21 protein-coding genes are annotated in these 21,730 nt (G+C 54.4%); 10 read left to right on the top strand and 11 right to left on the bottom strand.

Features of this window, described 5'->3' with window-relative positions; all coding sequences use genetic code 11:
* Positions 1-10 precede the first annotated feature (10 nt).
* The 3 genes from D9A02_RS04055 to D9A02_RS04045 are packed head-to-tail and all read right to left on the bottom strand — an operon-like array spanning position 11 to position 2,699.
* On the bottom strand, positions 11-751 hold the full coding sequence (locus D9A02_RS04055; RefSeq protein ID WP_120499685.1) for a glucose 1-dehydrogenase: 741 nt from the start codon (positions 749-751) through the stop codon (positions 11-13).
* A complete protein-coding gene (locus D9A02_RS04050; RefSeq protein WP_120499684.1) occupies positions 742-1,932 on the bottom strand; it encodes a winged helix-turn-helix domain-containing protein in 1,191 nt (396 codons plus the stop codon). The genes D9A02_RS04055 and D9A02_RS04050 overlap by 10 nt, the downstream gene beginning before the upstream one ends.
* Positions 1,929-2,699 (bottom strand): hypothetical protein, encoded by a 771-nt coding sequence (locus D9A02_RS04045; RefSeq protein ID WP_120499683.1) that lies wholly within the window; start codon positions 2,697-2,699, stop codon positions 1,929-1,931. Before D9A02_RS04045 ends, D9A02_RS04050 begins: the two co-directional genes overlap by 4 nt.
* A 198-nt stretch (positions 2,700-2,897) precedes the next feature.
* Here D9A02_RS04045 and panB point away from each other — a divergent pair, with 198 nt between their 5' ends.
* The 3 genes from panB (at position 2,898) to D9A02_RS04030 (ending at position 6,184) form a co-directional block, all read left to right on the top strand.
* Positions 2,898-3,725, top strand: a complete 828-nt coding sequence (gene panB / locus D9A02_RS04040) for a 3-methyl-2-oxobutanoate hydroxymethyltransferase (RefSeq protein ID WP_120499682.1) — start codon at positions 2,898-2,900, stop codon at positions 3,723-3,725.
* Positions 3,722-4,564 (top strand): pantoate--beta-alanine ligase, encoded by an 843-nt coding sequence (panC, locus tag D9A02_RS04035; protein WP_120499681.1) that lies wholly within the window; start codon positions 3,722-3,724, stop codon positions 4,562-4,564. Before panB ends, panC begins: the two co-directional genes overlap by 4 nt.
* A gap of 105 nt (positions 4,565-4,669) precedes the next feature.
* Positions 4,670-6,184: a YifB family Mg chelatase-like AAA ATPase gene (locus D9A02_RS04030; RefSeq protein WP_120499680.1), complete on the top strand. Its 1,515-nt coding sequence runs from the start codon at positions 4,670-4,672 to the stop codon at positions 6,182-6,184.
* Between the two features lie 101 nt (positions 6,185-6,285).
* Here D9A02_RS04030 and D9A02_RS04025 read toward each other — a convergent pair whose 3' ends face one another.
* From D9A02_RS04025 to rsmI, 4 genes are all read right to left on the bottom strand, one after another.
* Positions 6,286-7,203: an alpha/beta hydrolase gene (locus D9A02_RS04025; protein WP_120499679.1), complete on the bottom strand. Its 918-nt coding sequence runs from the start codon at positions 7,201-7,203 to the stop codon at positions 6,286-6,288.
* On the bottom strand, positions 7,200-8,135 hold the full coding sequence (gshB, locus tag D9A02_RS04020; RefSeq protein ID WP_120499678.1) for a glutathione synthase: 936 nt from the start codon (positions 8,133-8,135) through the stop codon (positions 7,200-7,202). The genes D9A02_RS04025 and gshB overlap by 4 nt, the downstream gene beginning before the upstream one ends.
* Before the next feature lie 62 nt (positions 8,136-8,197).
* Positions 8,198-8,608 (bottom strand): YraN family protein, encoded by a 411-nt coding sequence (locus D9A02_RS04015; RefSeq protein ID WP_254054539.1) that lies wholly within the window; start codon positions 8,606-8,608, stop codon positions 8,198-8,200.
* Positions 8,608-9,468, bottom strand: a complete 861-nt coding sequence (gene rsmI, locus D9A02_RS04010) for a 16S rRNA (cytidine(1402)-2'-O)-methyltransferase (protein WP_120499676.1) — start codon at positions 9,466-9,468, stop codon at positions 8,608-8,610. The genes D9A02_RS04015 and rsmI overlap by 1 nt, the downstream gene beginning before the upstream one ends.
* Before the next feature lie 89 nt (positions 9,469-9,557).
* Between rsmI and D9A02_RS04005 the strand changes: the two genes are divergently transcribed.
* Together D9A02_RS04005 and D9A02_RS04000 are read left to right on the top strand one after the other, a co-directional pair.
* A complete protein-coding gene (locus D9A02_RS04005) occupies positions 9,558-10,736 on the top strand; it encodes a penicillin-binding protein activator (RefSeq protein WP_120499675.1) in 1,179 nt (392 codons plus the stop codon).
* Positions 10,737-10,756: 20 nt separating this feature from the next.
* A complete protein-coding gene (locus tag D9A02_RS04000; RefSeq protein WP_120499674.1) occupies positions 10,757-13,525 on the top strand; it encodes a [protein-PII] uridylyltransferase in 2,769 nt (922 codons plus the stop codon).
* 56 nt (positions 13,526-13,581) lie between these two features.
* On the opposite strand, the gene D9A02_RS03995 is transcribed toward D9A02_RS04000, so the two are convergent.
* Positions 13,582-15,411, bottom strand: a complete 1,830-nt coding sequence (locus D9A02_RS03995; protein WP_120499673.1) for a BCCT family transporter — start codon at positions 15,409-15,411, stop codon at positions 13,582-13,584.
* Positions 15,412-15,544: 133 nt separating this feature from the next.
* Here D9A02_RS03995 and D9A02_RS03990 point away from each other — a divergent pair, with 133 nt between their 5' ends.
* Positions 15,545-16,339, top strand: a complete 795-nt coding sequence (locus D9A02_RS03990; RefSeq protein ID WP_120499672.1) for a helix-turn-helix transcriptional regulator — start codon at positions 15,545-15,547, stop codon at positions 16,337-16,339.
* Positions 16,340-16,452: 113 nt separating this feature from the next.
* Entirely contained in the window at positions 16,453-17,628 is a 1,176-nt protein-coding gene (locus D9A02_RS03985) for a Xaa-Pro peptidase family protein (protein WP_120499671.1), read from the top strand.
* Between the two features lie 5 nt (positions 17,629-17,633).
* Here D9A02_RS03985 and D9A02_RS03980 read toward each other — a convergent pair whose 3' ends face one another.
* Entirely contained in the window at positions 17,634-18,089 is a 456-nt protein-coding gene (locus D9A02_RS03980; RefSeq protein WP_120499670.1) for a PACE efflux transporter, read from the bottom strand.
* 85 nt (positions 18,090-18,174) lie between these two features.
* On the opposite strand from D9A02_RS03980, the gene D9A02_RS03975 reads away from it, so the two are divergent.
* The 3 genes from D9A02_RS03975 to D9A02_RS03965 all read left to right on the top strand — a co-directional run bounded on the left by D9A02_RS03975 (position 18,175) and on the right by D9A02_RS03965 (position 20,351).
* Positions 18,175-19,071, top strand: coding sequence for a LysR family transcriptional regulator (locus D9A02_RS03975; RefSeq protein WP_120499669.1), 897 nt, complete (start codon positions 18,175-18,177; stop codon positions 19,069-19,071).
* 114 nt (positions 19,072-19,185) lie between these two features.
* Positions 19,186-19,644, top strand: coding sequence for a hypothetical protein (locus D9A02_RS03970; RefSeq protein ID WP_162932960.1), 459 nt, complete (start codon positions 19,186-19,188; stop codon positions 19,642-19,644).
* Between the two features lie 248 nt (positions 19,645-19,892).
* Positions 19,893-20,351: a hypothetical protein gene (locus D9A02_RS03965; protein WP_120499667.1), complete on the top strand. Its 459-nt coding sequence runs from the start codon at positions 19,893-19,895 to the stop codon at positions 20,349-20,351.
* A gap of 39 nt (positions 20,352-20,390) precedes the next feature.
* On the opposite strand, the gene D9A02_RS03960 is transcribed toward D9A02_RS03965, so the two are convergent.
* Together D9A02_RS03960 and D9A02_RS03955 are read right to left on the bottom strand one after the other, a co-directional pair.
* Positions 20,391-20,870 (bottom strand): protein-tyrosine phosphatase family protein, encoded by a 480-nt coding sequence (locus D9A02_RS03960; protein WP_120499666.1) that lies wholly within the window; start codon positions 20,868-20,870, stop codon positions 20,391-20,393.
* A gap of 3 nt (positions 20,871-20,873) precedes the next feature.
* A complete protein-coding gene (locus tag D9A02_RS03955) occupies positions 20,874-21,707 on the bottom strand; it encodes a neutral zinc metallopeptidase (RefSeq protein WP_120499665.1) in 834 nt (277 codons plus the stop codon).
* Positions 21,708-21,730: the final 23 nt, after the last annotated feature.

Genomic DNA, 21,730 nt, shown 5'->3' with positions numbered 1-21,730 from the left:
GCCGTTTTCATCAAATGCACCGGCCTCCATCCACCTCAAGACAGACACCCGTGATCATATCGGCCTCGTCGCTGCACAGAAAGGCAGCTGCGTTACCCATGTCTTTTGGGGTGGAAAACCGCCCAATCGGTATGGTCGAAAGGAATTTCTCACGCATCTCGGGCGTATCTTCACCCATGAACGATGCGAGCAAAGGCGTTTCACCCGCAACAGGATTGAGCGCATTGACCCGGATGCCAAAAGGCGCAAGTTCAACCGCCATGGCGCGGGTGGCCGTGATCATCCAACCCTTTGAGGCGTTATACCAATTTAGATTGGGCCGTGGGCTAACCCCGGCGGTCGAGGCGACGTTCAAAAACACGCCGCTCTTTCGGGCTTTCATCTGATGCACGAATTGCTTTGCACTCAGGTAGACAGATTTGCAATTGACTGCCAACACGCGGTCAAAATCGGCCTCGCTGACCTGTTCCATTGACTGCGGTTGATGTGTCACGCCGGCATTATTCACCACGATATCCGGCACACCAAAGTGCGCAATGACCATATCCGCCAAACGGGTCATGCTGCGAGGGCAAGCAACATCAACCCCGCAGTAGGCCGCGCCTAATTCTTCGGCTTTGGCTTGTGCTGCGCTCTCATTAATATCGGCAATCACGACCTGCGCGCCCTCGGCCCGGAATTTTCGCACGATCCCTTCGCCAAAACCACTGGCACCACCGGTGATCAATGCGGCTTTCCCTTTTAGACGCATGCTGTTTTCCCCTCATGTTTTGGGCGCGCAACTGCCCAGTGCACCGCTGTAATTCCAGCCAACCGTGCAAAACGCTGTAATTCGGCATCAAGCTTGGCCAGACGGACAGCCCCCCATTTGACCCCGGGTTCGGGCCAGAAACCGATCACCTGCATGCCCCCTTGCGCGCGATCTGCCTTGAGCTCTAGGCGGCCAACAAAACGATCGCCCTCTAACAATGGGTATACATAATAGCCCCACCGTCGTTTGGCCTTGGGTACAAACATTTCATTCCGGTAGGCAAAACCAAATAGGCGCTCCAACCGGATGCGGTCTCGGATCATTGGATCAAATGGGTTCAATATACGCAAGCGTATGGTGGGGTGTGTAAGCTTCAACAAACGCTCCTCTATGTCTGCAACAGCCCACGCATCACGGTATAGTCCATCAGCCCCCTGAACCGAAACCGGCACTAGGTTTTGCCCCGATGCGCCGGTCTTTGCCTCTTGCGCGTTCATCGCATCCCAAAACCGTTGTATTTCCCCTGTAGTTGCCACACTCAAGCGATCAATAGCCTGATTGCAAAGCTTATTAATATGATCTGCATCGTTGCCATGATCGGATGCGCTAGCGGGGAACACCCGTTCACCAAGATCATAATATTTCACAAAGTTTTCTCTGTGACAGGTCGCTAATTCTCCCGAGTACCACATCTGGTCGAGCGCCTTTTTATGTGGCGGCCGGGCCCACATTTCACGTTTGTCGGCTTTGGTTTCAAACGCATGAGTCGACAGCGCGCCTTCCAATTCAATACGCTTACGTATGGAAGAAATTTCTTCCTGCCCAAGACCTGATTGGTACCAATCGCTTTTGGAAACCTTTTCGCCCAAACGTCGAAACTGGCGTCGCCACATCGGCAGGTATTCCATCGGTATCAACGAGGCATCATGTGTAAAATGTTCAAACAATTCCCGTTTGGCCAACAAATCCCATATCATTCCTTCGCGATAGTTTTGATTGCGAGACCAGATAATATGGTTATGGGCGCGGGTGACATTGCGGATGGTATCGATCTGAACAAAGCCCAGGTTGCGGATGAGACCCATCACATCCAGCGGGCCGGTCGGTGCCTCGGACAGACCATTGGTCCAAAGCCACAGATGCCGCGCCTGTTTGTTGGGGATTTGCAATCTTGCGGTCATGGCATGCTCAGAAAAATCATAGTGTCCCTCAAATCCGCCCCGGTTTGCGCCAGAGCCTCTTGTACGTAGAGCCGTGACAAAACGCAGGCCTGCGTAGTGTTGGCGCGCGCTGGGTCCTTCAGGGCTCGTGTCAGCTTCTTTGCGTCTTTGTGACCCTGAAGTTGCTGTTCAACGCCTTGCTGGATCATGGCCTCGACCTGATCCCGGCGCTGGTCTGACAGGTGTTTGGCCTGTCTGGTCACCCCCAAACGCGCCGCCTTGTGCTGAAGCCGGTAATATTCCTTGAGGGCTGGGGTATTGAGCTTGGATGCGGCGGCGGCAACCGTGCGGCTATATCGCTCAGACGACAGACGTCCCGTCACCAACTGGCCACAGTTTCTCAGTGGCAATGCCCCCAGAATGGCCTGTTCAACCTTGTAGAAATAAACCAATTCCGATGTCGGAAGATGCCCCATACCCCGGTCAACCAATGGCAAGATAAATCCATTGGCCTGAACCGCAATATCTTTGGGGTTTTCGTAGGCATCAATCACTAAATCTGCGACATATCCGATGATCACCGGGTCGGAATTGATCCGCCTGACATGTGTAACAGCCACCTCAAGGTTTGCCCCAGCGTATCCAAGCCCGACCAACTCTTCCCGAATCGGCATTCCCGCCTGCCATTCCAGCAGCAGCCGTTCGATATCGGCCTTTTTGACCTCAACTGTTTGCGCCCACAGTGGGGCAGCAAAGCAACAACACAACAGTATCAGAAATCGCTTCAAACTCGGTCCTTCCACAGGGCACAAATCATGCCTGCAATACGTAAAGATGCACTAAGCTTAGCTGGTTTCAGGCAAATGGAAACGCTTCAGCCGGAAATAAAGAAAATATCGATCAGCAGGATTTTTAACTCTGTAATGGATTTCCTGTTCAGGAATTGCTATTTAGTGCTGCAACGCAGCATTAGACGGTGAATAGACATGAGCGCTACCGCCCGTAAAACCGCCCCCCTGCCCGAAGATATCCGGGCCGCGAAGGGTGGAACGCCTTTGGTCAGCCTGACCGCCTATACCACGCCAATGGCGCGGATGATGGATGGTCATTGCGACTTTGTCCTTGTGGGCGACAGTGTCGGCATGGTTTTGCATGGTTTGCCATCGACCCTTGGTGTGACCATGGAGATGATGATCATGCACGGTCAGGCCGTCGCGCGTGGGCTTGATAAGTCGATGCTGGTGATCGACATGCCGTTTGGCAGTTACGAGGAAAACCCAGCGCAGGCGTTTCGTAACGCCGCCCGCATCATGCGCGAGACCGGTGCCGTCGCGGTCAAGCTTGAAGGCGGTCAGCATATGGCCGAAACCATCGCCTTTCTCGTCGCTCGCGGCATCCCGGTGATGGCGCATATTGGCCTGACACCCCAATCAATCAACACATTGGGTGGCTACAAAGTTCAGGGCCGTGACGATCAAGCTGCGACCCTTTTGGCCGACGCACTTGCCGTCAGCGAAGCGGGTGCATTTTCAGTCGTGCTGGAAAAAATCCCCGCCGTGCTGGCCGATCAAATCACCGCCGATATCCCCATTCCAACCATCGGCATTGGGGCTTCTGCCGGATGTGACGGACAAATTCTGGTGGTCGATGACATGCTGGGCCTGTTCACCACGTTCAAGCCCAAGTTCGTCAAACGTTACGCCGAATTCGGTGCTGCGGGTGAAGAGGCGATCAAAGCCTATGCCGAAGAAGTGCGCGCGCGCAGCTTCCCGGCATCAGAGCATACCTTTGCGGATAAGGCCCCCGGCAAATGACACCACCGATTTTGCGTACTTTGCCCGCGCTACGCGCGGCTACATCCGACTGGCAAAAAGCCGGAGAAACCATTGGCGTTGTCCCGACCATGGGTGCCCTGCATGATGGGCACCTGTCGCTGGTTAAGTTGGCCAAGGAACACTGTGATCGGGTGATTGTCACAATTTTTGTGAATCCCAAACAGTTCAACAATCCTGATGATCTGAAGAACTATCCACGCACCGAAGAGGATGACGCCCGTAAGCTGGCGCGGTTCGGTATTGATGTGCTGTATGTGCCCGAACCCGATCAGATATATCCGCAGGGGTTTTCGACAACGGTGTCGGTGTCTGGCCTGACCGATGTGATGGACGGTGTGATGCGCCCGGGCCATTTTGATGGCGTTGCAACGGTCGTCAGCAAGCTGTTTTTACAAACCTCAGCCTCAGATGCCTTCTTTGGTGAGAAAGATTTCCAGCAGTTGCAGGTCGTACGCCGAATGGCACGGGATCTAGATATTCCGATCACTGTGCATGGCTGTCCGACAATCCGTGAAATCGATGGGCTGGCGATGTCATCGCGTAACCTGCTGTTGTCTGATCGTGCGCGGGTCAATGCGCCGATGCTGTTTGAAGAAATGGAAGGCATTGCCGCGGGTGTTGGTTCTGGACAGGATTTTGCTCAGCTACAGGAACAAGCGGTTCAGCGTTTACAAAACGCCGGCTTTACAAAAGTCGAGTATCTTGAAATTCGCGCAAATGATGATCTGTCACTTTTGTCTACCCCGACGCGCCCTGCCCGGCTGTTTGCCTCGGCCTGGCTGGCCGGTGTGAGGATGATTGATAACATCGCGATCTAAGCACGACCCGGGCAGACGCTGTTTTGCACATGCACCGTAGTGATTAACCTTTCATAAACCCTCTGTGCCTAGCGTTAACCACGTTGAACAAGGCAGGTCGGTTACATGGTCGCACGCGCCTATACAGTCGCTTTTGAAGGGGTCGAGGCCCGTCAGGTTGAGGTGCAATGTGCCGTAACCCCGGGCCTGCCGGCGTTTTCACTTGTTGGCCTGCCGGACAAGGCCGTATCCGAGGCGCGCGACAGGGTGCGCACCGCGCTCAATTCCATGGCAATCGCCCTGCCCTCCAAACGTATCACCATCAATCTAAGCCCTGCCGATTTGCCCAAAGTCGGCAGCCATTTTGACCTTCCTATTGCGCTGTCCCTGCTGGCCGCACTGGAAATCATCCCCATGGATGCCGTCGAAGGCACAACCTCTTTGGGAGAGCTGTCACTGGACGGCACGTTGATCCCTGTGATCGGCGCCTTGCCCGCCGCCCTTGCCGCCGCGCAGGAAGATCGCACATTGCTATGCCCAAAAGCCTCGGGGGCTGAGGCCGCATGGGTCGATGCGGCGCAGGTGATCGGTGCGGTAAATTTGGCAGATGTCATCCGGCACTACACTGGACAATCCCCCTTGCCCCCTTCGACCCCCGGTGAAGTTTTGCAAGACGCATCGGCCCGGGATCTACGCGATGTCAAAGGTCAGGAACGCGCCAAACGCGCCTTGGAAATCGCGGCTGCCGGGCGCCACCATCTGATGATGGTCGGGTCTCCCGGGTCTGGAAAATCCATGTTGGCGGCACGGATGCCTGGCATCCTGCCCCCATTAGATGCATCTGAGGCATTGGAAACGTCTATGATCCATTCATTGGCAGGCTTAATTGACGAGGGAGGTATCAACCGCACCCGACCTTTCCGTGAGCCGCATCACACCGCATCGATGGCGGCAATCGTGGGCGGTGGTCGCAGGGCCGGACCAGGTGAGATCAGCCTTGCCCATAACGGGGTGCTGTTCATGGATGAGTTTCCCGAGTTCTCACGTCCGGTTCTGGAAACCCTACGCCAACCAATCGAAACTGGTGAAGTGATCGTCGCGCGCGCCAATGCACATGTGAAATATCCCTGCCGGTTTTTGCTGGTGGCAGCGGCCAATCCTTGCAAATGTGGCTATATGTCTGATCCCGCGCGCGCCTGCGCCCGCGTGCCGCTTTGTGGCGAAGATTACATGGGGCGCATTTCCGGGCCATTGATGGACCGATTTGACCTGCGCATCGAGGTGCCCCCTGTTGCCTTTGCTGACCTTGATCTGCCGCCGTCAGGTGACAGCACCACTGAAGTCGCTGCACGTGTAGCAGCCGCGCGTACAGTACAACGTAAGCGGCTCCAGGATTTCGTCGGGACGCATCTGAATGCCGATGCCGAGGGCAGTGTGCTGGATGAGGTTGCCACACCCGACATGGACGGCCGCAGCTTGATCACCAAGGCGGCGGAGCGCTTTGGCCTGACGGCACGAGGGTATCACCGTGTCTTGCGCGTTGCCCGCACGATTGCCGATCTTGATCAGTCAGAACAGGTCAAAAAACCGCATATAGCCGAGGCGCTCAGTTATCGGATTTCAGGGATGAAGGAGGGGTGATCAGGCCGGTTTCCGCAACTGTTACCATCAACACCCCAAACCTGATCGGATCATCGTTATGCCGTGCCTGCCCGCCGTGACGTGGCATTCGGCTGGGGAATTTATCGTTCACTTGCAGCCGAAGGCAGAGAACTGATCCATTTGGAAACCGCATGCAATGTCGCTCTTGCTTCAGGCAGGTAGGCTTCGAAAAGGGGCCAGACATGTGGCAGGTCATGCTCCAGCACTTTCGTCACTTCAACGCCATCTTGCTGTAGTTTTTCGGTCATCCGGCGTGCGTCATCTAGTAGGATTTCCTGATCAGAGACCGCCAACCAAACCGGCGGCGCACCGGTGAAATCAGCATAAAGTGGCGACGCTGTCGGTGTTTTGGGATCCACCCCATTCAGATACAACTGCGCCATATCTTGCACCCGCGACGCTGGCAGCACCGCCTCTGAACGCGCATTTTTACGCAGGCTGTCTCCGGAAAAGCTCAGATCCGTCAAAGGAGAAAAGCAAAATACGCCGACAGGTTTTGATAGCCCCTGTCGCAAAATCTCTCCTAACAAAGACAAAGCTAAACCACCGCCAGCGCTGTCTCCTCCCAGTATCACGCCTGCCGGATGTGCCATAACGGCTTGGTATGCCAACAACGCATCTTCGACAGCGGAAGGAAAGGGGGCAGCTGGAGCTAGCCGGTAATCAGGCAGATATGCAGGCAAGCTGGTCTCATGTACCAATCGCGCGACCATGGAGCGGTGTGTTCGGGCGGATCCGAACACATATCCCCCGCCATGGAAATACAGTATCAACGGCCCTGTTTTCGCAACTTGAGGAACGACATGTATTGTCGAAAGACTACGCCCCCCATGCCCCAGAGAGCAATCTTCAAATCGGCTCCCCTTAGGGGAGGGGAACAGCAATTTTGCTTTGCGTTCAAACACGCGCGCCAAACGTTCCGGGTTCTTTTCCCAACTCAGATAAGGTTTCTCAACAGCTCTCAGCAACGCATTCAGAATTGGCCTCATCCGGCTCATTTGCGTTTGGCCTCAATCGCCTCCCAGATCCGTTCTGCAACGTTTATGCCATCGAAACGCTCCAGCTCCTGAATGCCTGTGGGCGAAGTTACGTTGATTTCGGTCAGGTAATTGCCAATCACATCGATGCCGACAAACACTTGACCTTTTTCCTTCAAAAGAGGGCCAATACGGTCACAGATTTCGCGGTCACGGGCGCTGAGTTCAATCTTTTCTGGTCGCCCACCAACATGCATATTTGATCGTGTCTCGCCTTTGGCTGGCACACGGTTGATCGCACCCACCGGTTCGCCATCAACCAGAATGACCCGCTTGTCACCGTTAGAGACATCAGGCAGGAATTTCTGCGCAATCAGCGGCTCGCGGCTGAACCCTGTGAACAGCTCATAGAGAGAACTGAGGTTGCGATCCTCCGGAGTCAGGCGAAACACGCCCGCGCCGCCGTTACCATAGAGCGGCTTAACGATAATATCTCCGTGCTCTTCCTTGAAGGCGCGGATCGTATCCAGATCACGGGCAATTGTTGTGGGCGGGGTCAGGTCTGGGAAATCCAAAACCAACAGTTTTTCAGGATAGTTACGAACCCAAAATGGATCATTCACCACCAATGTATCCGGGTGGATCCGGTCCAGAAGGTGGGTCGTGGTGATGTAAAACATATCAAACGGTGGGTCCTGACGCAGCCAGACCACATCAAAGTCGGCCAAATCCACCTCGATCTCTTCACCCAAGTGAACATGATCGCCCAACACACGCTGTACCGTCATCGGCCATCCGCGCGCGGTCACGCGGCCAGCGTTATAGGCCAGTTTGTCAGCGGTATAAAAAAACAGCTCATGCCCGCGGGCCTGTGCTTCCTCGGCCAATCGAAAGCTGCTGTCAGCGTTGATATCGACCGAACCAATCGGATCCATTTGAAAGGCGATTTTCATGAGCAGCCCCCGGCTTGAAATTATGCCCGCTTTACATGGGGCATCCGCAAGCCGAGTGCAAATCAGAAATGTCCAAAAGCGTTTTTGATCACTTCGATGTGTCCCTGATCATTCAAAACCACAAGATCAAATCGCGTCGGGCTTAACTGCCCATCCGGCGTATGCGCCAGATACTCCGACGCGGCAGAATAAATCCGCTGCATCTGGGCTGGGCGCAAGCGTTCCATAGCAGCCTGCAGACTACGCGCCTTTTTGACTTCAGCAAAAACAATCTCTTTGCCATCACGCAACACAAGATCAATTTCACCACCCTGCCCACGCCAACGGCGATGTAAGACCACTACACCACGGCGTGCATATTCGGCGGCAGCCTGATCTTCTGCCACGAGGCCAGAGTAATAAGCTGTTTCGCCCACGTGCTTTGCATTCCGTACTTTTGTGTCTGGGTTTGTCTCGCTCTTGAACTGCGACATCATTCCTCTTTCGACAGGGCCAAGGCTCGCTGGTAGACCTGCCGACGCGGTAGGGAATACAACGTAGAAACCTGATCGGCAGCATCGCGCACTGAAACGCTTTGCAATGCTTCGCGTAGGGCCTGTTCTAAATCAGAATCGCTAACAGTTTCTTTATCACCACGATCTATCAGAACCACGATCTCACCTTTGAGCGTGCGTTCGGCACAGATCTGAGCCAGTTCTTCTAGAGTGCCGCGCATGACCTCTTCGAATTTCTTGGTCAATTCCCGGCACACCACCGCACGACGCGTCGCCCCCAAGGCCTTTGCCGCATCTGCAAGCATTGCAGCCACCCGTTTTGGTGATTCGTAAAACACGAGTGTCGCCGTCACGGGTGCCACTTCTGCCAATGCAGTCTTACGCTTGCCAGATGCTGTGGGCAGGAACCCGCCAAAGAAGAACCGATCAGTTGGCAAACCAGCCAGCGTCAGCGCCGTAATCACCGCCGATGGTCCCGGTGCGGAAATCAAGGCGTGTCCCTCAGCCACCGCAGCGCGCGCTAGATCAAATCCCGGATCAGCCACCATAGGTGTGCCAGCCTCAGACGCGTAAACCACTGATTTTCCTTGCTCTAACGCCTGCATAAGACGTGGCCTCATCTTGTCACCGTTGTGATCATGATAGGCCAAAACAATCCGATCCCGCAGAGGGATGCCATGAATTTCCATCAGTTTGCGCAGGCTGCGCGTGTCTTCGGCAACCAAAACATCCGCCGCCGTCAGGATATCCAATGCCCGTAAGGTGATATCCCGCGCCGTCCCGATCGGCGTTGCAATCAGGTACAAACCTGCTGTCAGTTTTCTGCTTTCGGAATTCATCACTGGACCCGCCTTCTATGACGTTTATGATCTCCATCTGAGAGCAGGGAGTTTTTCACCTGCCACCACGAGGGAGTTTAAGAGGTCTTATGTTTGCTGTTTTCACATCCGGGTGCAAGCTATTGCGCCGTATTGCAATGCTACTGCCAATTCTTTGGCTGGCGGCCTGTCAAACCCCCGGTGTTGGGAGCAGCAGTGGTCCTTCAATCGATCCGAATGCACCCGTCCCGGTTGCTCTGCTTGTTCCGCATGGTTCTGCCGTCTCAAATGAGGCCTTTCTCGCGAAGGACCTTGAAAACGCCGCGCGCCTTGCTGTGTCCGATCTTAACGGGGTGAAAATTGACCTTCGCGTCTATGCCACCGCCGGACAGGCCGGGCTGGCCCAACAGGTGGCTTTGCGTGCCGTCGATGAAGGTGCAAAGATCATTATTGGGCCTTTGCATGCCGGGTCGGCCAATGCCGTGGCTGTTGCTGTAGCCCCTAAGGGCGTTAATGTTCTGGCCTTCTCCAACAACCCGACAATTGCCGGGGGCAACCTATTCGTTCTGGGACAAACCTTTGAAACCACGGCCAATCGGCTGGTGAACTTTTCAACCAGCCAGGGGAAATCGCGGATCATGACGGTCTACGCCAACAACTTGGCAGGTCAACTGGGTCGAGATGCGATTGCACAGGCCATCGCGAATAATGGCGCGACACCAGCGGGCGCGGTTCAGTATGAATTTTCCCAAAACGGCGTGGTGTCTTCGATCCCTGCGATCAAACAGGCCGCACAAAGCAATCAGGCCAATGCTATTTTCACAACCGCAAATGCTGCCGGTGCTCTGCCCATGTTCTCAGAAATGCTGCCCGAGGCGGGACTTGGCCCCGATGCGATGCAATACATTGGCTTGTCGCGCTGGGACACTCCACGCCAGACACTGTCCTTGCCTGGGGTTCAGAACGGTTGGTTTGCCCTGCCTGATCCGCAGCGATCGGCCCAGTATCGCAGCCGCTTTGAGACCGCCTATGGCAACACACCGCATGCAATCAGCGGGTTGGCTTATGATGGCATCGCAGCTGTTGGTGCATTGGTCAAATCCGGTAAACGCAACGCGCTGACCACATCTGCTCTGACTCAAGGCGCAGGTTTTCAAGGCGTGACCGGTATCTTCCGCCTCCGCAAAGATGGCACCAACGAACGTGGCCTGGCAGTCGCAACCGTGCGCAACCAGCAAGTGGTTGTTGTGTCACCTGCCCCTAGCAGCTTTAGCGGCGCTGGTTTCTAAATCATTTGGTGTCACAACATATGAAAACACTTCCCCCTCGCCCGGATGATCTCATTTGTCCGGTCGAGGATATTTTTGACGCCGAAACCGTCAATGCACAGATCGAAGATGCACTGCAATCAGCTGGCAACGATGCCGGCGAGCAACGCAAAGTACTTACTCAAATTCTGGCGGCGCGACATACGCTGGGACGCAAAGCCATCAGCACGGCACTAAAGGCGCACCCGATGTCAGCGCGCCCGGTGGTACGGTCTTATAGCTGGCTGACGGATTGCATTCTGCTGACCACACTCGCACATGTGACCCGTCATCTGCACCCGAATCCGAACCCAACTGAGGCCGAGCGTATCGCCGTCTTTGCAGTGGGCGGCTATGGGCGCAAAGAGATGGCTCCGCACTCTGATGTCGATCTACTGTTCTTGGTGCCCTATAAAGTCACCCCTTGGACCGAAAGCGTAATTGAAAGCACGCTATATATTCTATGGGATCTGCGGCTTAAAGTTGGTCACTCCAGCCGCTCAACCGATGAATGCCTGCGTTTGGCCGAGCAAGATTTCACCATTCGCACCGCCTTGCTGGAAAAGCGCTTTCTGTTTGGCGATGCCGCCCTTGGCGAAACGCTACGAGCCCGAATGCGTGACGAGCTATTCACTGGCACCGAGCGTGAGTTCATTGAGGCCAAGCTGGAAGAACGCGAAGCCCGGCATGAGAAACAGGGCGGCCAGCGCTATATGGTCGAACCCAACGTAAAAGAGAGCAAAGGCGGCCTGCGCGATCTGCAATCCCTCTACTGGATTGCCAAATACCTGTACCGGGTTGATGACATCGCAGAACTGGTAGCGCTGGGCCTGTTCACCGAGGACGAATTTGACACCTTTACCCGGGCAGAAAATTTTCTCTGGGCTGCGCGTTGCCACCTGCATTTGGTCACCAATCGGCCAAGCGAACAATTGACGTTTGATCTGCAGGTCGAGGTCGCTGAACGGATGGGATACCTCGATATCGCCGGGCGTCGCGCGGTCGAATATTTCATGCAAGATTATTTCCGTCACGCCACAGCGGTGGGCGACCTGACCCGCATCTTCCTGACCAAGCTGGAAGCAACGCACGCCAAGTCGCAGCCGATCTTACAACGTCTGATGACCCGAAAACGCCGATTGAAACCCGGTTACAAAGAGGTTCACGGCCGCATTGCCATCGCCGACCCAGATACGTTTTTACAAGATCGCCTGAACCTGTTGCGCCTGTTCGAAGAAGGCCTGCGGACGGGTCTTTTAATTCATCCCGATGCCATGCGTCTGGTGACCGCGAACCTCGACCTTATTGATGATGCCCTGCGCACTGATCCGCAGGCGCAGAAGTTGTTTCTTGATCTGTTATTGAAGCACGGCAACCCGGAACGCGCCTTACGACGGATGAACGAGCTGGGAGTGCTTTCTGCATTCATACCTGAATTTGAACCTATCGTCGCAATGATGCAGTTCAATATGTATCACCACTACACCGTTGACGAGCATACCATCCAATGCATCAGCCATCTGGCCCAGATCGAACGCCATGAGCTGATCGAGGAACTGCCTGTAGCATCATCCATTCTTGATGAGGGCGTCAACCGGCGCATCCTTTACGTCGCTTTACTTCTCCATGACATTGGCAAAGGCCGCACCGAGGATCACTCGATTCTTGGCGCAAAGATCACCCGCAAGGTAGCCCCTCGGCTGGGCTTGAAACCCGCCGAAGTGGACATTGCAGAATGGTTGGTGCGCTATCACCTATTGATGTCGGACATGGCGCAGAAACGCGATATTTCTGACCCACGTACTGTTCGGGATTTTGCCAAGGCGGTGCAAACGAAGGAACGGCTTGATCTGCTGTGCGTTTTGACGGTTTGTGATATTCGCGGCGTTGGCCCCACCACCTGGAACAACTGGAAAGCCACGCTTTTGCGCTCGCTTTATGCCCAAACTCGACAAGCGCTAGAGGGTGGGTTGGAAGCTCTCAATCGCGAGCAACGTGGATCAGATGCCAAGCGCAATCTGCGCAAGGCACTAAAAGGCTGGGATGCCAAGGACCTCAAGGCCGAAACAGCCCGCCATTACCCACCCTATTGGCAGGGGCTGCATGTTACAGCTCATACTATCTTTGCCCGACTTCTTCGCGATTTAGAGCCCGATTCAGTTGGCATTGATCTGGCCATTGATGAAGATCGTGACGCCACCCGCGCCTGTTTCGTGATGGCAGACCATCCCGGTATTTTCTCGCGCCTAGCCGGGGCGCTGGCCTTGGTTGGCGCCAATGTGGTCGATGCTCGCACCTATACCTCAAAAGATGGCTACGCCACAGCAGTGTTCTGGGTACAGGATGCTGACGGTCACCCCTATGAGGCCGAACGCCTGCCGCGCCTGAACCAGATGATCGACAAGATCCTCAAGGGCGAGGTTGTGACCGGCGACGCGATGCAAAGCCGTGATAAAATCAAAAAACGTGAACGCGCGTTCCGTGTGCCCACACATATCACTTTTGATAATGAAGGATCGGAAATCTACACTCTGATCGAGGTTGACACCCGTGATCGCCCCGGCCTGCTATACGACCTGACCCGTACGCTGGCTACCAACAACGTCTATATCAACTCGGCCGTTATTGCGACCTACGGCGAGCAGGTGGTGGATACCTTTTATGTTAAAGATATGTTTGGTTTGAAGTTCCACTCAGAGGCCAAGCAAAAGGCGCTTGAGAAGAAGCTGCGCGATGCGATCACTCAAGGGGCAGAACGTGCCCGCGCATAGCAAGCAAAGTTAAACTGGAGGGAACTTGCCCCTCCAGTTCTATTTATTAAGCTGCGTTATTCGGCAGGTGTGCCGTCCAACTGAGGCCCTTGATTTTTCTCACGCAGGTGATCGCGGTACAGAGCTTTACTCATTGCAATCATCATCAACCCTAGGATCACAGCAAACGGCAGCGCACCGATAATCATTGCGTTTCGTATCGCTTCCATTGGATTGTTATCACCCGCCGCAAGCAACAAGGTGCCAATTACAACGGTCAGGATAACCCCCCAAACGATCCGGTGCTTGATACCGGTTTCCTGCTCTCCACCAGACATGATGGTATTCATCACAAGAATACCTGAGTCAGCAGATGTGACCAGAAATGTCAGGACCAAGACAACGCACATCACATTCAGTGCCGCCAGAAGCCCACCATCCAGAATGTAAGACAAGGTCACAAACAACTTGTTGGTGTTCGATGCACCAATGATCGCACCATCGGCAATGCCGTTAAGCTCCAGATCAATCGCCGTGGCACCTAGGATTGTCATCCAAGCAAAGCACACCAAAGAAGGCGCAACAACACATCCTATAACGAACTCACGAATGGTGCGCCCTTTGGAAATGCGGGCAAGGAACAGGCCCACAAAAGGTGCATATGCAACCATCCATGCCCAATAGAACGTCGTCCATCCAGCTTGCCATGTGAACTGTCGGCCGTCGTTACCAGCCTCATAAACTGCAGCAAGAGTTGCTTCGTTTAGTTCAGCAGCCTCTCCAGTTAGTCCTGAAACAAACCCTTCGTAGCTGCCCCAAGCGTTGGTTGCGCCAGCAAAGAGATCGCCTGAATGGGATTGTGCCGCCGCTGGCAGCGCGGCTGCGAAATCCGCCTCACTCATTGGGAAGTAAGCGTTAAACGACAGCGAGATGAATTGGAGAATGTAATCAACCAATGCGACGCCATACGTTGTCATTGCAAAGAAAAACGAACCAAAGATTACAAAGGTGAACAGTAAAACCATGGACAGAACCAAATTGAGGTTCGACAGATACTTAACCCCACGTCCAACGCCAGACACGGCAGATATGATTGACAGGGTCATAATCAACACCAACCCGGCGATCAGACCTGCCCCACTGGGTGTCGGTGCTTCACCACCAAGATTCATGATCCATTCCATACCGGTGATTGCATACACGCCGTTCAGGAACTGACTGACGCCAAAACCGATCGTGACAGAAACCGCAAGAATTGTTGCCACGACACCAAGCGTGTCGATCACGTGCCCAAAGAACCCATTAGCATGCCGACCGATCAAAGGTGTCAGGGCGCTTCTAATCGTCAGGGGCAAGCCGCGCGTATATGAGCAATACGCCATTGCCAGCCCTGCAACGACAAAAACCCCCCATGTATGGAACCCGTAATGTGCGAATGTGAAAACGTAAGTTGATCGGATCGCCTCTTGGGAGTTTGCTTCAACATTTTGCGCCAGAACTTCTGGATTTGATCCCCACAGCCCTAATGGTTCGGCGGTGGCGAAAACCATCAACCCAACGCCCAGACCAGCCCCGAACATCATTGCAAACCAAGAGAAATTGGAAAATTCTGGTTTTTCCCCGGGCAGACCCATCACACGTTTCCCGGTTGAGGGGATAATTGCGATGACGATGAGGAATAGGGCAAAAAACCCAAACAGGATGATGTAGAAAGCGTTGAAGCTTTCAAGCAGCTCCCATTTGAAACTGCTGAGTATACTGTTGGCCTGTGCGGGCCAAAGCAAGGCCCAAAGTGCAAGCGCAACAATGATGCATTTGCTGCCAATTGCGATTGGCATACTGTAGTTTTGGTAAAATCCCGATGGCGATTTTGCAATCACGACATCAGTAAACGGTGGCTTTATCATCGTGTCCCTCCCGACAGAAGTTGTTCATCGGAACGTATCGCCACAACTCGGCAGTGGATTGAATTTCACGAGAATGCACACTTGTAATCATGTTTACACTGTTTAGTGTAAGCTTGCGAAAGGAGGAGCCATCATGTCAGAAAGTTTTTCCAAAAATTTACGCCGCCTGTGCGCCGAGCGTGTCAGCATTGCGCAGGTCTGTCGCGAAATCGGCTTCAATCGACAGCAATTCAACCGGTACCTCAATGGTGGCGGCATGCCCTCGGCACATAATCTACACCGTATCGCGCAGTATTTTGGGATAAGCGCCGATACATTGGTCTTGGATGGCGATCAGTTTGCTGTCGAAGTGGAAACACTACAACCCGATGTGCATACTCGGTCGCGCCCATCTTTGGATTATATCTTCGAAGGTCAGGCCCGTAATTTGCGGCGATATCTTGGGTTTTACCATGGCCATTTTCAGACCCCGACCTGGCAAGGTAATATCATCCGAACCCTTGTTTGGCTCAGAGAAGAGCAAGGTAAAGTGGTCAGTCATACATTTGAACGGGCCCATAGTGCAGATGGCAGCATTCGCCAAAAGACGCGGCACAAGGGGTTAGTGACCTTCAAGGGCGACAGAATTTATCTGATCGAAAATGCCAATAGCGAAGATGGCTTCATGTCCAGCACAATTATGTTTCCAGCCCATCGACAACAGGTCAACCTTATCCAGGGGCTTACCATGGGTGTCGCAACACGCCCCCGCTTGATGCCCTATGCCACACCAATCATCTGGAAGCGTATCCCCGAACGTGTCTCAGCCCGGGAAAGCATCGAGCAAACCGGGATATTCCCCGAGGCCAGTACCGCCATTGACCCGGTCATTCGCAAGCGCTTGCTTGAGGTAGCGGACCCACAGGAGTTTGTGGCGCAGATCGGGTAGATTTAAATCTCCAACAACATCCTTCCTTGGCTGGTGCACCTGAGCAGAAATTGACACTGGATTTTTCAATCATTCCCCGGCACTGATAATAAAACAGTACAGGGATCACCGTCATGCCGCCGCCATTTTCACGCGAAGAGTACAACCAACGTCTGATCCAGGTACGCACCGCAATGGCAGAGCGTGGGTTTGACGGTTTGGTCATTGGCGATCCCGCCAATATCAATTGGTTAACCGGCTATGACGCTTGGTCGTTCTACACCCCGCAGATTATGGTCGTCGGATTGGAGTGCGAACCCACTTGGATCGGCCGCGAGATGGACGCAGGGGCGGCGAAGTTTTCAAGCTACCTCCCCGATGATCAGGTGGTTTCCTTCCCCGAAACCCATGTCCAGCAACCCGGGCTGCATGCTGCGGACTTCATGGCCGACTGGATGGTGGGCAAAGGTTTTGATGGCAAACGAATTGCCATCGAAAACGATGTCTATTTCCTGACACCAGCCACCGCGGATATTCTCAAATCTCGCCTAAGCAACAGCACATGGAGCGATTGCGGTCTGCTGGTAAACTGGCAACGTCTGACCAAAAGTCCAGCTGAGATTGAGATGATACGTCAAGCCTCGGTCATCGCCGGAAAAGCCATGCAAACCGCCTATGACGGCGCGCGCCCCGGTATACGCCAGTGTGATCTGATGGCTGATATTGTTGCCGCACAAATCCGTGGCACACCAGAATTCGGCGGCGACCAAACCGCGCTGCACCCACTCGTATTAGCGGGTGAAGCCGCCTCGACCGCGCATCCGATGTGGACGGATGCGCAGTTTGAGCGCGATCAGACCATTGCGTTCGAGCTGGGCGGCTGCCGCAAACGCTACAACGCAGGCCTTGCACGAACCGTTCACATTGGAAAACCACCAGCAAAGCTGATCTCAACCGCTCAGGCCGTGGGTGAAGGCATGGAGGCTGTACTGGACAGCATGAAGGCGGGCGTGCTGTGCCGCGATGTCCACGCCGCATGGCAGGCAGTGTTGGATGGCTACGGCTTGGAAAAGAAAAGCCGGATCGGTTATTCGATCGGCGTCGGTTATTCACCGGACTGGGGTGAACACACCATCAGTTTCCGCCCCAGCGATGCCACACCCCTACCTGAGAATGCCGTTGTTCATATTATCCTTGGCATGTGGATGGATGGCTGGGGCATGGAACTGAGCGAGACTATTCACATCCGCGACAACGACGCGATTTGCCTGACCCAATTCCCTCGCGATGTGCATGTGATCGAGGCCTGATCTGATCAGGCCTCGCAGGTTCCAACATTGGGTGTGATCGGAAACAGCCGGTCGAAAACCAAGGTGAAAACATAGGTGTATCCCACCACAAAGGTCGTCACCACGGCGTCAGTCGCCAGCGCCTGCAACACACCGACCTGCAAGAACCACATCAGGATCGGCAATGAGGTCAGCATCAAGGTGACCTCGAACCCGACAGCGTGCATGATCCTGCCCAGATGCGAGCGCTGGCTGGCCACACGGCCCGAACGTGCGTCGATGCGGTCAAACACCCAGTTGTAGATCAGATGCATCAACATCGCCTTCAATGACAAGATCACCCCCAGCAGGCCAATCTCAGCCAAGCCTTTGTCAAAAAACATTGCGCCCGCCGGAATCAGAAGCACCATCAGGATCACTTCGAATGATACTGCATAGACCATCCGGTCTTTTCCCGTTCTCAATGCAACTTTGTCTGACATGGTGTCCTCCTTCGTTGCATTGCTTTCTATCTTAATTATGGGATAATAATAGTTATTATGTATCTAATTATCAGATAGGTTAGAGATGCCATCTCACGACAGCCTGCAAGCCTTTGTCCTTTCTGCTGAACTTGGTTCGTTCTCGGCAGCGGCGCGCCGATTGGGCAAAGCGCAATCTGCTGTTTCAACGGCCATTGCCAATCTGGAGATTGACACAGGACTTATCTTGTTTGACCGCAGCAGCCGGTCGCCCACACTTACCAAGGAAGGGGAAACCCTGCTTCCCCACGCCAAAGGCATCCTGTTGGGCAATCGCGAGCTCATGGCCAAGGCCACCTCGATGAGTGAAGACATCGAGGATCGCCTGACGATGGCAATTGAACAGGGTCTGAACCAGCGCCCCGTGTTAGAGGTTTTAAGCAAATTTGTAGAAACTTTCCCATATGTCTCGCTTGAGATCCTGACCACCGGGCCCAATGATACGGCAACTTTGCTGAAAGAAGGTCGCGCTGATCTGGGCCTGATGACCGAGCAGGAAGGCTATCCCACCGGGTTTCATTTTCACGGGGTCGGCCATTCGGTCATGGCATCCGTTTGTAGTATTTCACACCCGTTGGCCGACCTCAAAACTGTCGCGCACAAGGACCTGCGTGAGCACCGCCAGATCGTTTTACGAAGCCGGTCGCGTGACGCTATCGGCCTGATAGGAGACCTGCACTATGCCGATCCTTGGTATGCCGAAAGCCCGCGCATGATCATCGACCTTTTATTGCATGGTTTGGGCTGGGCCGAACTCCCGTTACCTGTTGTCCACTCCCTCATCGCATCTGGAGAGCTGACCGAGCTGCGCTACGACTTTCAACATAGTGACCAGATTGAGGGCATAGACGTGGTCTGGACAGAACAGCACGCCCTTGGCCGTGCCGGGCAATGGATTTTGGACGCGCTTCTCAAAGTGCCCCAAGAAGAATGGCGAGGGTAGAAGCCCCACCAATCGTCAGGATTTCACAAGGTCCTAAGGCTTATGTTACGATATCGGCAGAGAACGTTTTGATGCGCCTTAGGGACGTTCATACAATTGATGGAGTAATATATCATGATCGTAATTCGAGCCCTCAGACTTTTTACTATCGCATGGTTCTTTTCAATCAATGCCATGCCCATGGCAGCGCAGGCCGATGAAGATGCCAAATGGTTGATCATCATTCATGGCACGGTAAACGCAGCAACTGCGGAAGGTTTTACGCTAGAGACCGGACCAACCGGCATTGCGTTCACCGACCGGCCAGCCCGAAAAGTGCAGATTATTGACATAGCCCGGGCCGTTGGCAACGGCTGGGCCGAAGACGGAGAGTTTCGCGCGGACCCACCGAATGCTTCGCTGATCAACGAAAGCACTGACACAATATCTGTTATCGCAATCGTTGATGCGGCCTGGCAAGAAGGTGCGGTTCAAATGAGCACCACCAATCTGGAAGGTGAACCGCCCAATGTGGGCGACACGGTCGCGATCACAATTGATCAATCCAATAACAATGGTACTTGGACCAAATAATAATCAGAACATCAGCCGTTGCTCAGTTCCGGCGGTCTTACCCAATTGCGCTATGAATTTCAGCGCGCCCTTGGACGTGACGGACAATGGATTTTGGACGCGCTGCTCAAAATGCCCCGAGAAGAATGGCGGGGATAAGACCAATGCCCTCCTCCGGGAATACCGAGTTTTCCATGTTTTATGTTACAGTCCTATCCGCAAACGTTTGACGCAGACCAAATACATTTTGAAATCTTTGGAGACATCTCATGGCTATAATTCGGATTCTCAAACTCATCATTGTTACAGGGTTCTTCTCAATCGCAGTCGCACCGGCGGCGGCCATTGCAGAGGAAGATAAAAGCTGGCTGATCATTCTCCATGGTACGGTCAACGCAGCAACTGCGGAAGGTTTTACGCTAGAGACCGGACCAACCGGCATTGCGTTCACCGACCGGCCAGCCCGAAAAGTGCAGATTATTGACATAGCCCGGGCCGTTGGCAACGGCTGGGCCGAAGACGGAGAGTTTCGCGCGGACCCACCGAATGCTTCGCTGATCAACGAAAGCACTGACACAATATCTGTTATCGCAATCGTTGATGCGGCCTGGCAAGAAGGTGCGGTTCAAATGAGCACCACCAATCTGGAAGGTGAACCGCCCAATGTGGGCGACACGGTCGCGATCACAATTGATCCATCCAATAACAATGGTGTTTGGACCAAATAAAAATCAAAACCTCAGGTGCTGCCGCTTTAAAGTAAACGGTCAACTTTGGGCCCACTTCAACTGATCAAGGGTTTCCACGGCACATGGCCTCACCTGTCGCAAACGCGCCAATGCTGCATCCGGTGCTTCATCTGCAATGATCATCAAGCGCAGCACAACCATGCCTGAGCGCCCGCAGCCGCCCTTGCAATGTACCAGCACTTTGTTGCCAGCGCTTAGCAATGCTAGCGCTGCACGTCTCACTGTGGCCCACTCGGCCTCATCCGATGGTCCCAAGGTTCCAAAATCCTCGACCGGTAGGTGCAGCCAGCCGCATCCGTGTTTTTCAAGATCATCACCCAGTAAAAGCGCGCCCACTTCCGCCATTTCGTGCACTTGCGTCATCGAAACCACCAAGTCGGGCTGCCAGTTGCGCAACACCGCCAAATCATCTTCATAGTGCCCATCACGGCCCGGCAAAGGACACAGGGCCAAAACCCCTGCCCCGACCGACAGCTCATGTATCGCGAAACGTTCCACGCTTCAAAGTTGGTTCGCGCTAAAGGTATCGCAGTCCTGCACCTGCCCACTTTCATATCCAGTGGCAAACCAGCGCGCGCGCTGCTCGGACGTGCCGTGCTGGAACGTATGCGGTTGCGGAACCCGCCCAGCGCGGCGTTGCAGGTGGTCATCACCGATCATCTGCGCGGCATTCACTGCCTCTTCCAGATCGCCGGGCTCCAACAGGCTCCCGACGGCACGCGCCCAGACCCCGCTCAGGCAATCGGCCTGCAGTTCCAATCGCACGGTTAAAGCATTGGCCTGAACCTGCGTGGCGCGCTGGCGCGCACGGTGAACCTCGGGCAAGATGCCAAGCTCATTCTGCACATGGTGCGCCACTTCATGGGCGATCACATAGGCGGCTGCGAAATCTCCGCGCGCACCCAGTTGTTGCGAAAGCGTGGTGAAAAACTCGGTATCGAGATAGGCCTTTCTATCTGCAGGGCAGTAGAACGGGCCCGTTGCGCCGGATGCCCCGCCGCATGGGCTTTGTGTTACGCCAGAGTAAAGCACCATCACCGGTGGATTGTACTGCTGCCCAAGTTGTTGATCAAAAATCTGCGTCCAGACGGCCTCGGTCGTGGTCAGCACCTGCGAAGAAAATTCAGCTGCGCGTTCCTCCTCCTCGGTGATCGGGCGGGCGGTCGTGGTCTGCCCGCCCTGATCTTGTAGCAGGGGAGACACGTCAATGCCCGCGAAATACCCGACCGCCAGCACCACCAGCAGGCCAATCCCGCCAATTTTGGCGCCACCGCCACCACGCTTCCCGCGACGGTCTTCGATATTGCGGCTTCGGCCAATCCCGCGAAGTTTCATACTCACACCTCCTGAACAACTTG

The organism is Roseovarius sp. EL26 (assembly GCF_900327775.1).
GTDB lineage: Bacteria > Pseudomonadota > Alphaproteobacteria > Rhodobacterales > Rhodobacteraceae > Roseovarius.
The sequence above is the reverse complement of the archived record's forward strand: the minus strand, read 5'-3'. Positions and strand labels throughout refer to the sequence as shown.

Coding starts and splice junctions, on each gene's coding strand:
- D9A02_RS04055 (WP_120499685.1), bottom strand. CDS start 751: ATGCGTCTAAAAGGGAAAGCCGCATTGATCACCGGTGGTGCCAGTGGT.
- D9A02_RS04050 (WP_120499684.1), bottom strand. CDS start 1,932: ATGACCGCAAGATTGCAAATCCCCAACAAACAGGCGCGGCATCTGTGG.
- panB (WP_120499682.1), top strand. CDS start 2,898: ATGAGCGCTACCGCCCGTAAAACCGCCCCCCTGCCCGAAGATATCCGG.
- panC (WP_120499681.1), top strand. CDS start 3,722: ATGACACCACCGATTTTGCGTACTTTGCCCGCGCTACGCGCGGCTACA.
- D9A02_RS04030 (WP_120499680.1), top strand. CDS start 4,670: ATGGTCGCACGCGCCTATACAGTCGCTTTTGAAGGGGTCGAGGCCCGT.
- D9A02_RS04025 (WP_120499679.1), bottom strand. CDS start 7,203: ATGAGCCGGATGAGGCCAATTCTGAATGCGTTGCTGAGAGCTGTTGAG.
- gshB (WP_120499678.1), bottom strand. CDS start 8,135: ATGAAAATCGCCTTTCAAATGGATCCGATTGGTTCGGTCGATATCAAC.
- D9A02_RS04015 (WP_254054539.1), bottom strand. CDS start 8,608: ATGTCGCAGTTCAAGAGCGAGACAAACCCAGACACAAAAGTACGGAAT.
- rsmI (WP_120499676.1), bottom strand. CDS start 9,468: ATGAATTCCGAAAGCAGAAAACTGACAGCAGGTTTGTACCTGATTGCA.
- D9A02_RS04005 (WP_120499675.1), top strand. CDS start 9,558: ATGTTTGCTGTTTTCACATCCGGGTGCAAGCTATTGCGCCGTATTGCA.
- D9A02_RS04000 (WP_120499674.1), top strand. CDS start 10,757: ATGAAAACACTTCCCCCTCGCCCGGATGATCTCATTTGTCCGGTCGAG.
- D9A02_RS03995 (WP_120499673.1), bottom strand. CDS start 15,411: ATGATAAAGCCACCGTTTACTGATGTCGTGATTGCAAAATCGCCATCG.
- D9A02_RS03990 (WP_120499672.1), top strand. CDS start 15,545: ATGTCAGAAAGTTTTTCCAAAAATTTACGCCGCCTGTGCGCCGAGCGT.
- D9A02_RS03985 (WP_120499671.1), top strand. CDS start 16,453: ATGCCGCCGCCATTTTCACGCGAAGAGTACAACCAACGTCTGATCCAG.
- D9A02_RS03980 (WP_120499670.1), bottom strand. CDS start 18,089: ATGTCAGACAAAGTTGCATTGAGAACGGGAAAAGACCGGATGGTCTAT.
- D9A02_RS03975 (WP_120499669.1), top strand. CDS start 18,175: ATGCCATCTCACGACAGCCTGCAAGCCTTTGTCCTTTCTGCTGAACTT.
- D9A02_RS03970 (WP_162932960.1), top strand. CDS start 19,186: ATGATCGTAATTCGAGCCCTCAGACTTTTTACTATCGCATGGTTCTTT.
- D9A02_RS03965 (WP_120499667.1), top strand. CDS start 19,893: ATGGCTATAATTCGGATTCTCAAACTCATCATTGTTACAGGGTTCTTC.
- D9A02_RS03955 (WP_120499665.1), bottom strand. CDS start 21,707: ATGAAACTTCGCGGGATTGGCCGAAGCCGCAATATCGAAGACCGTCGC.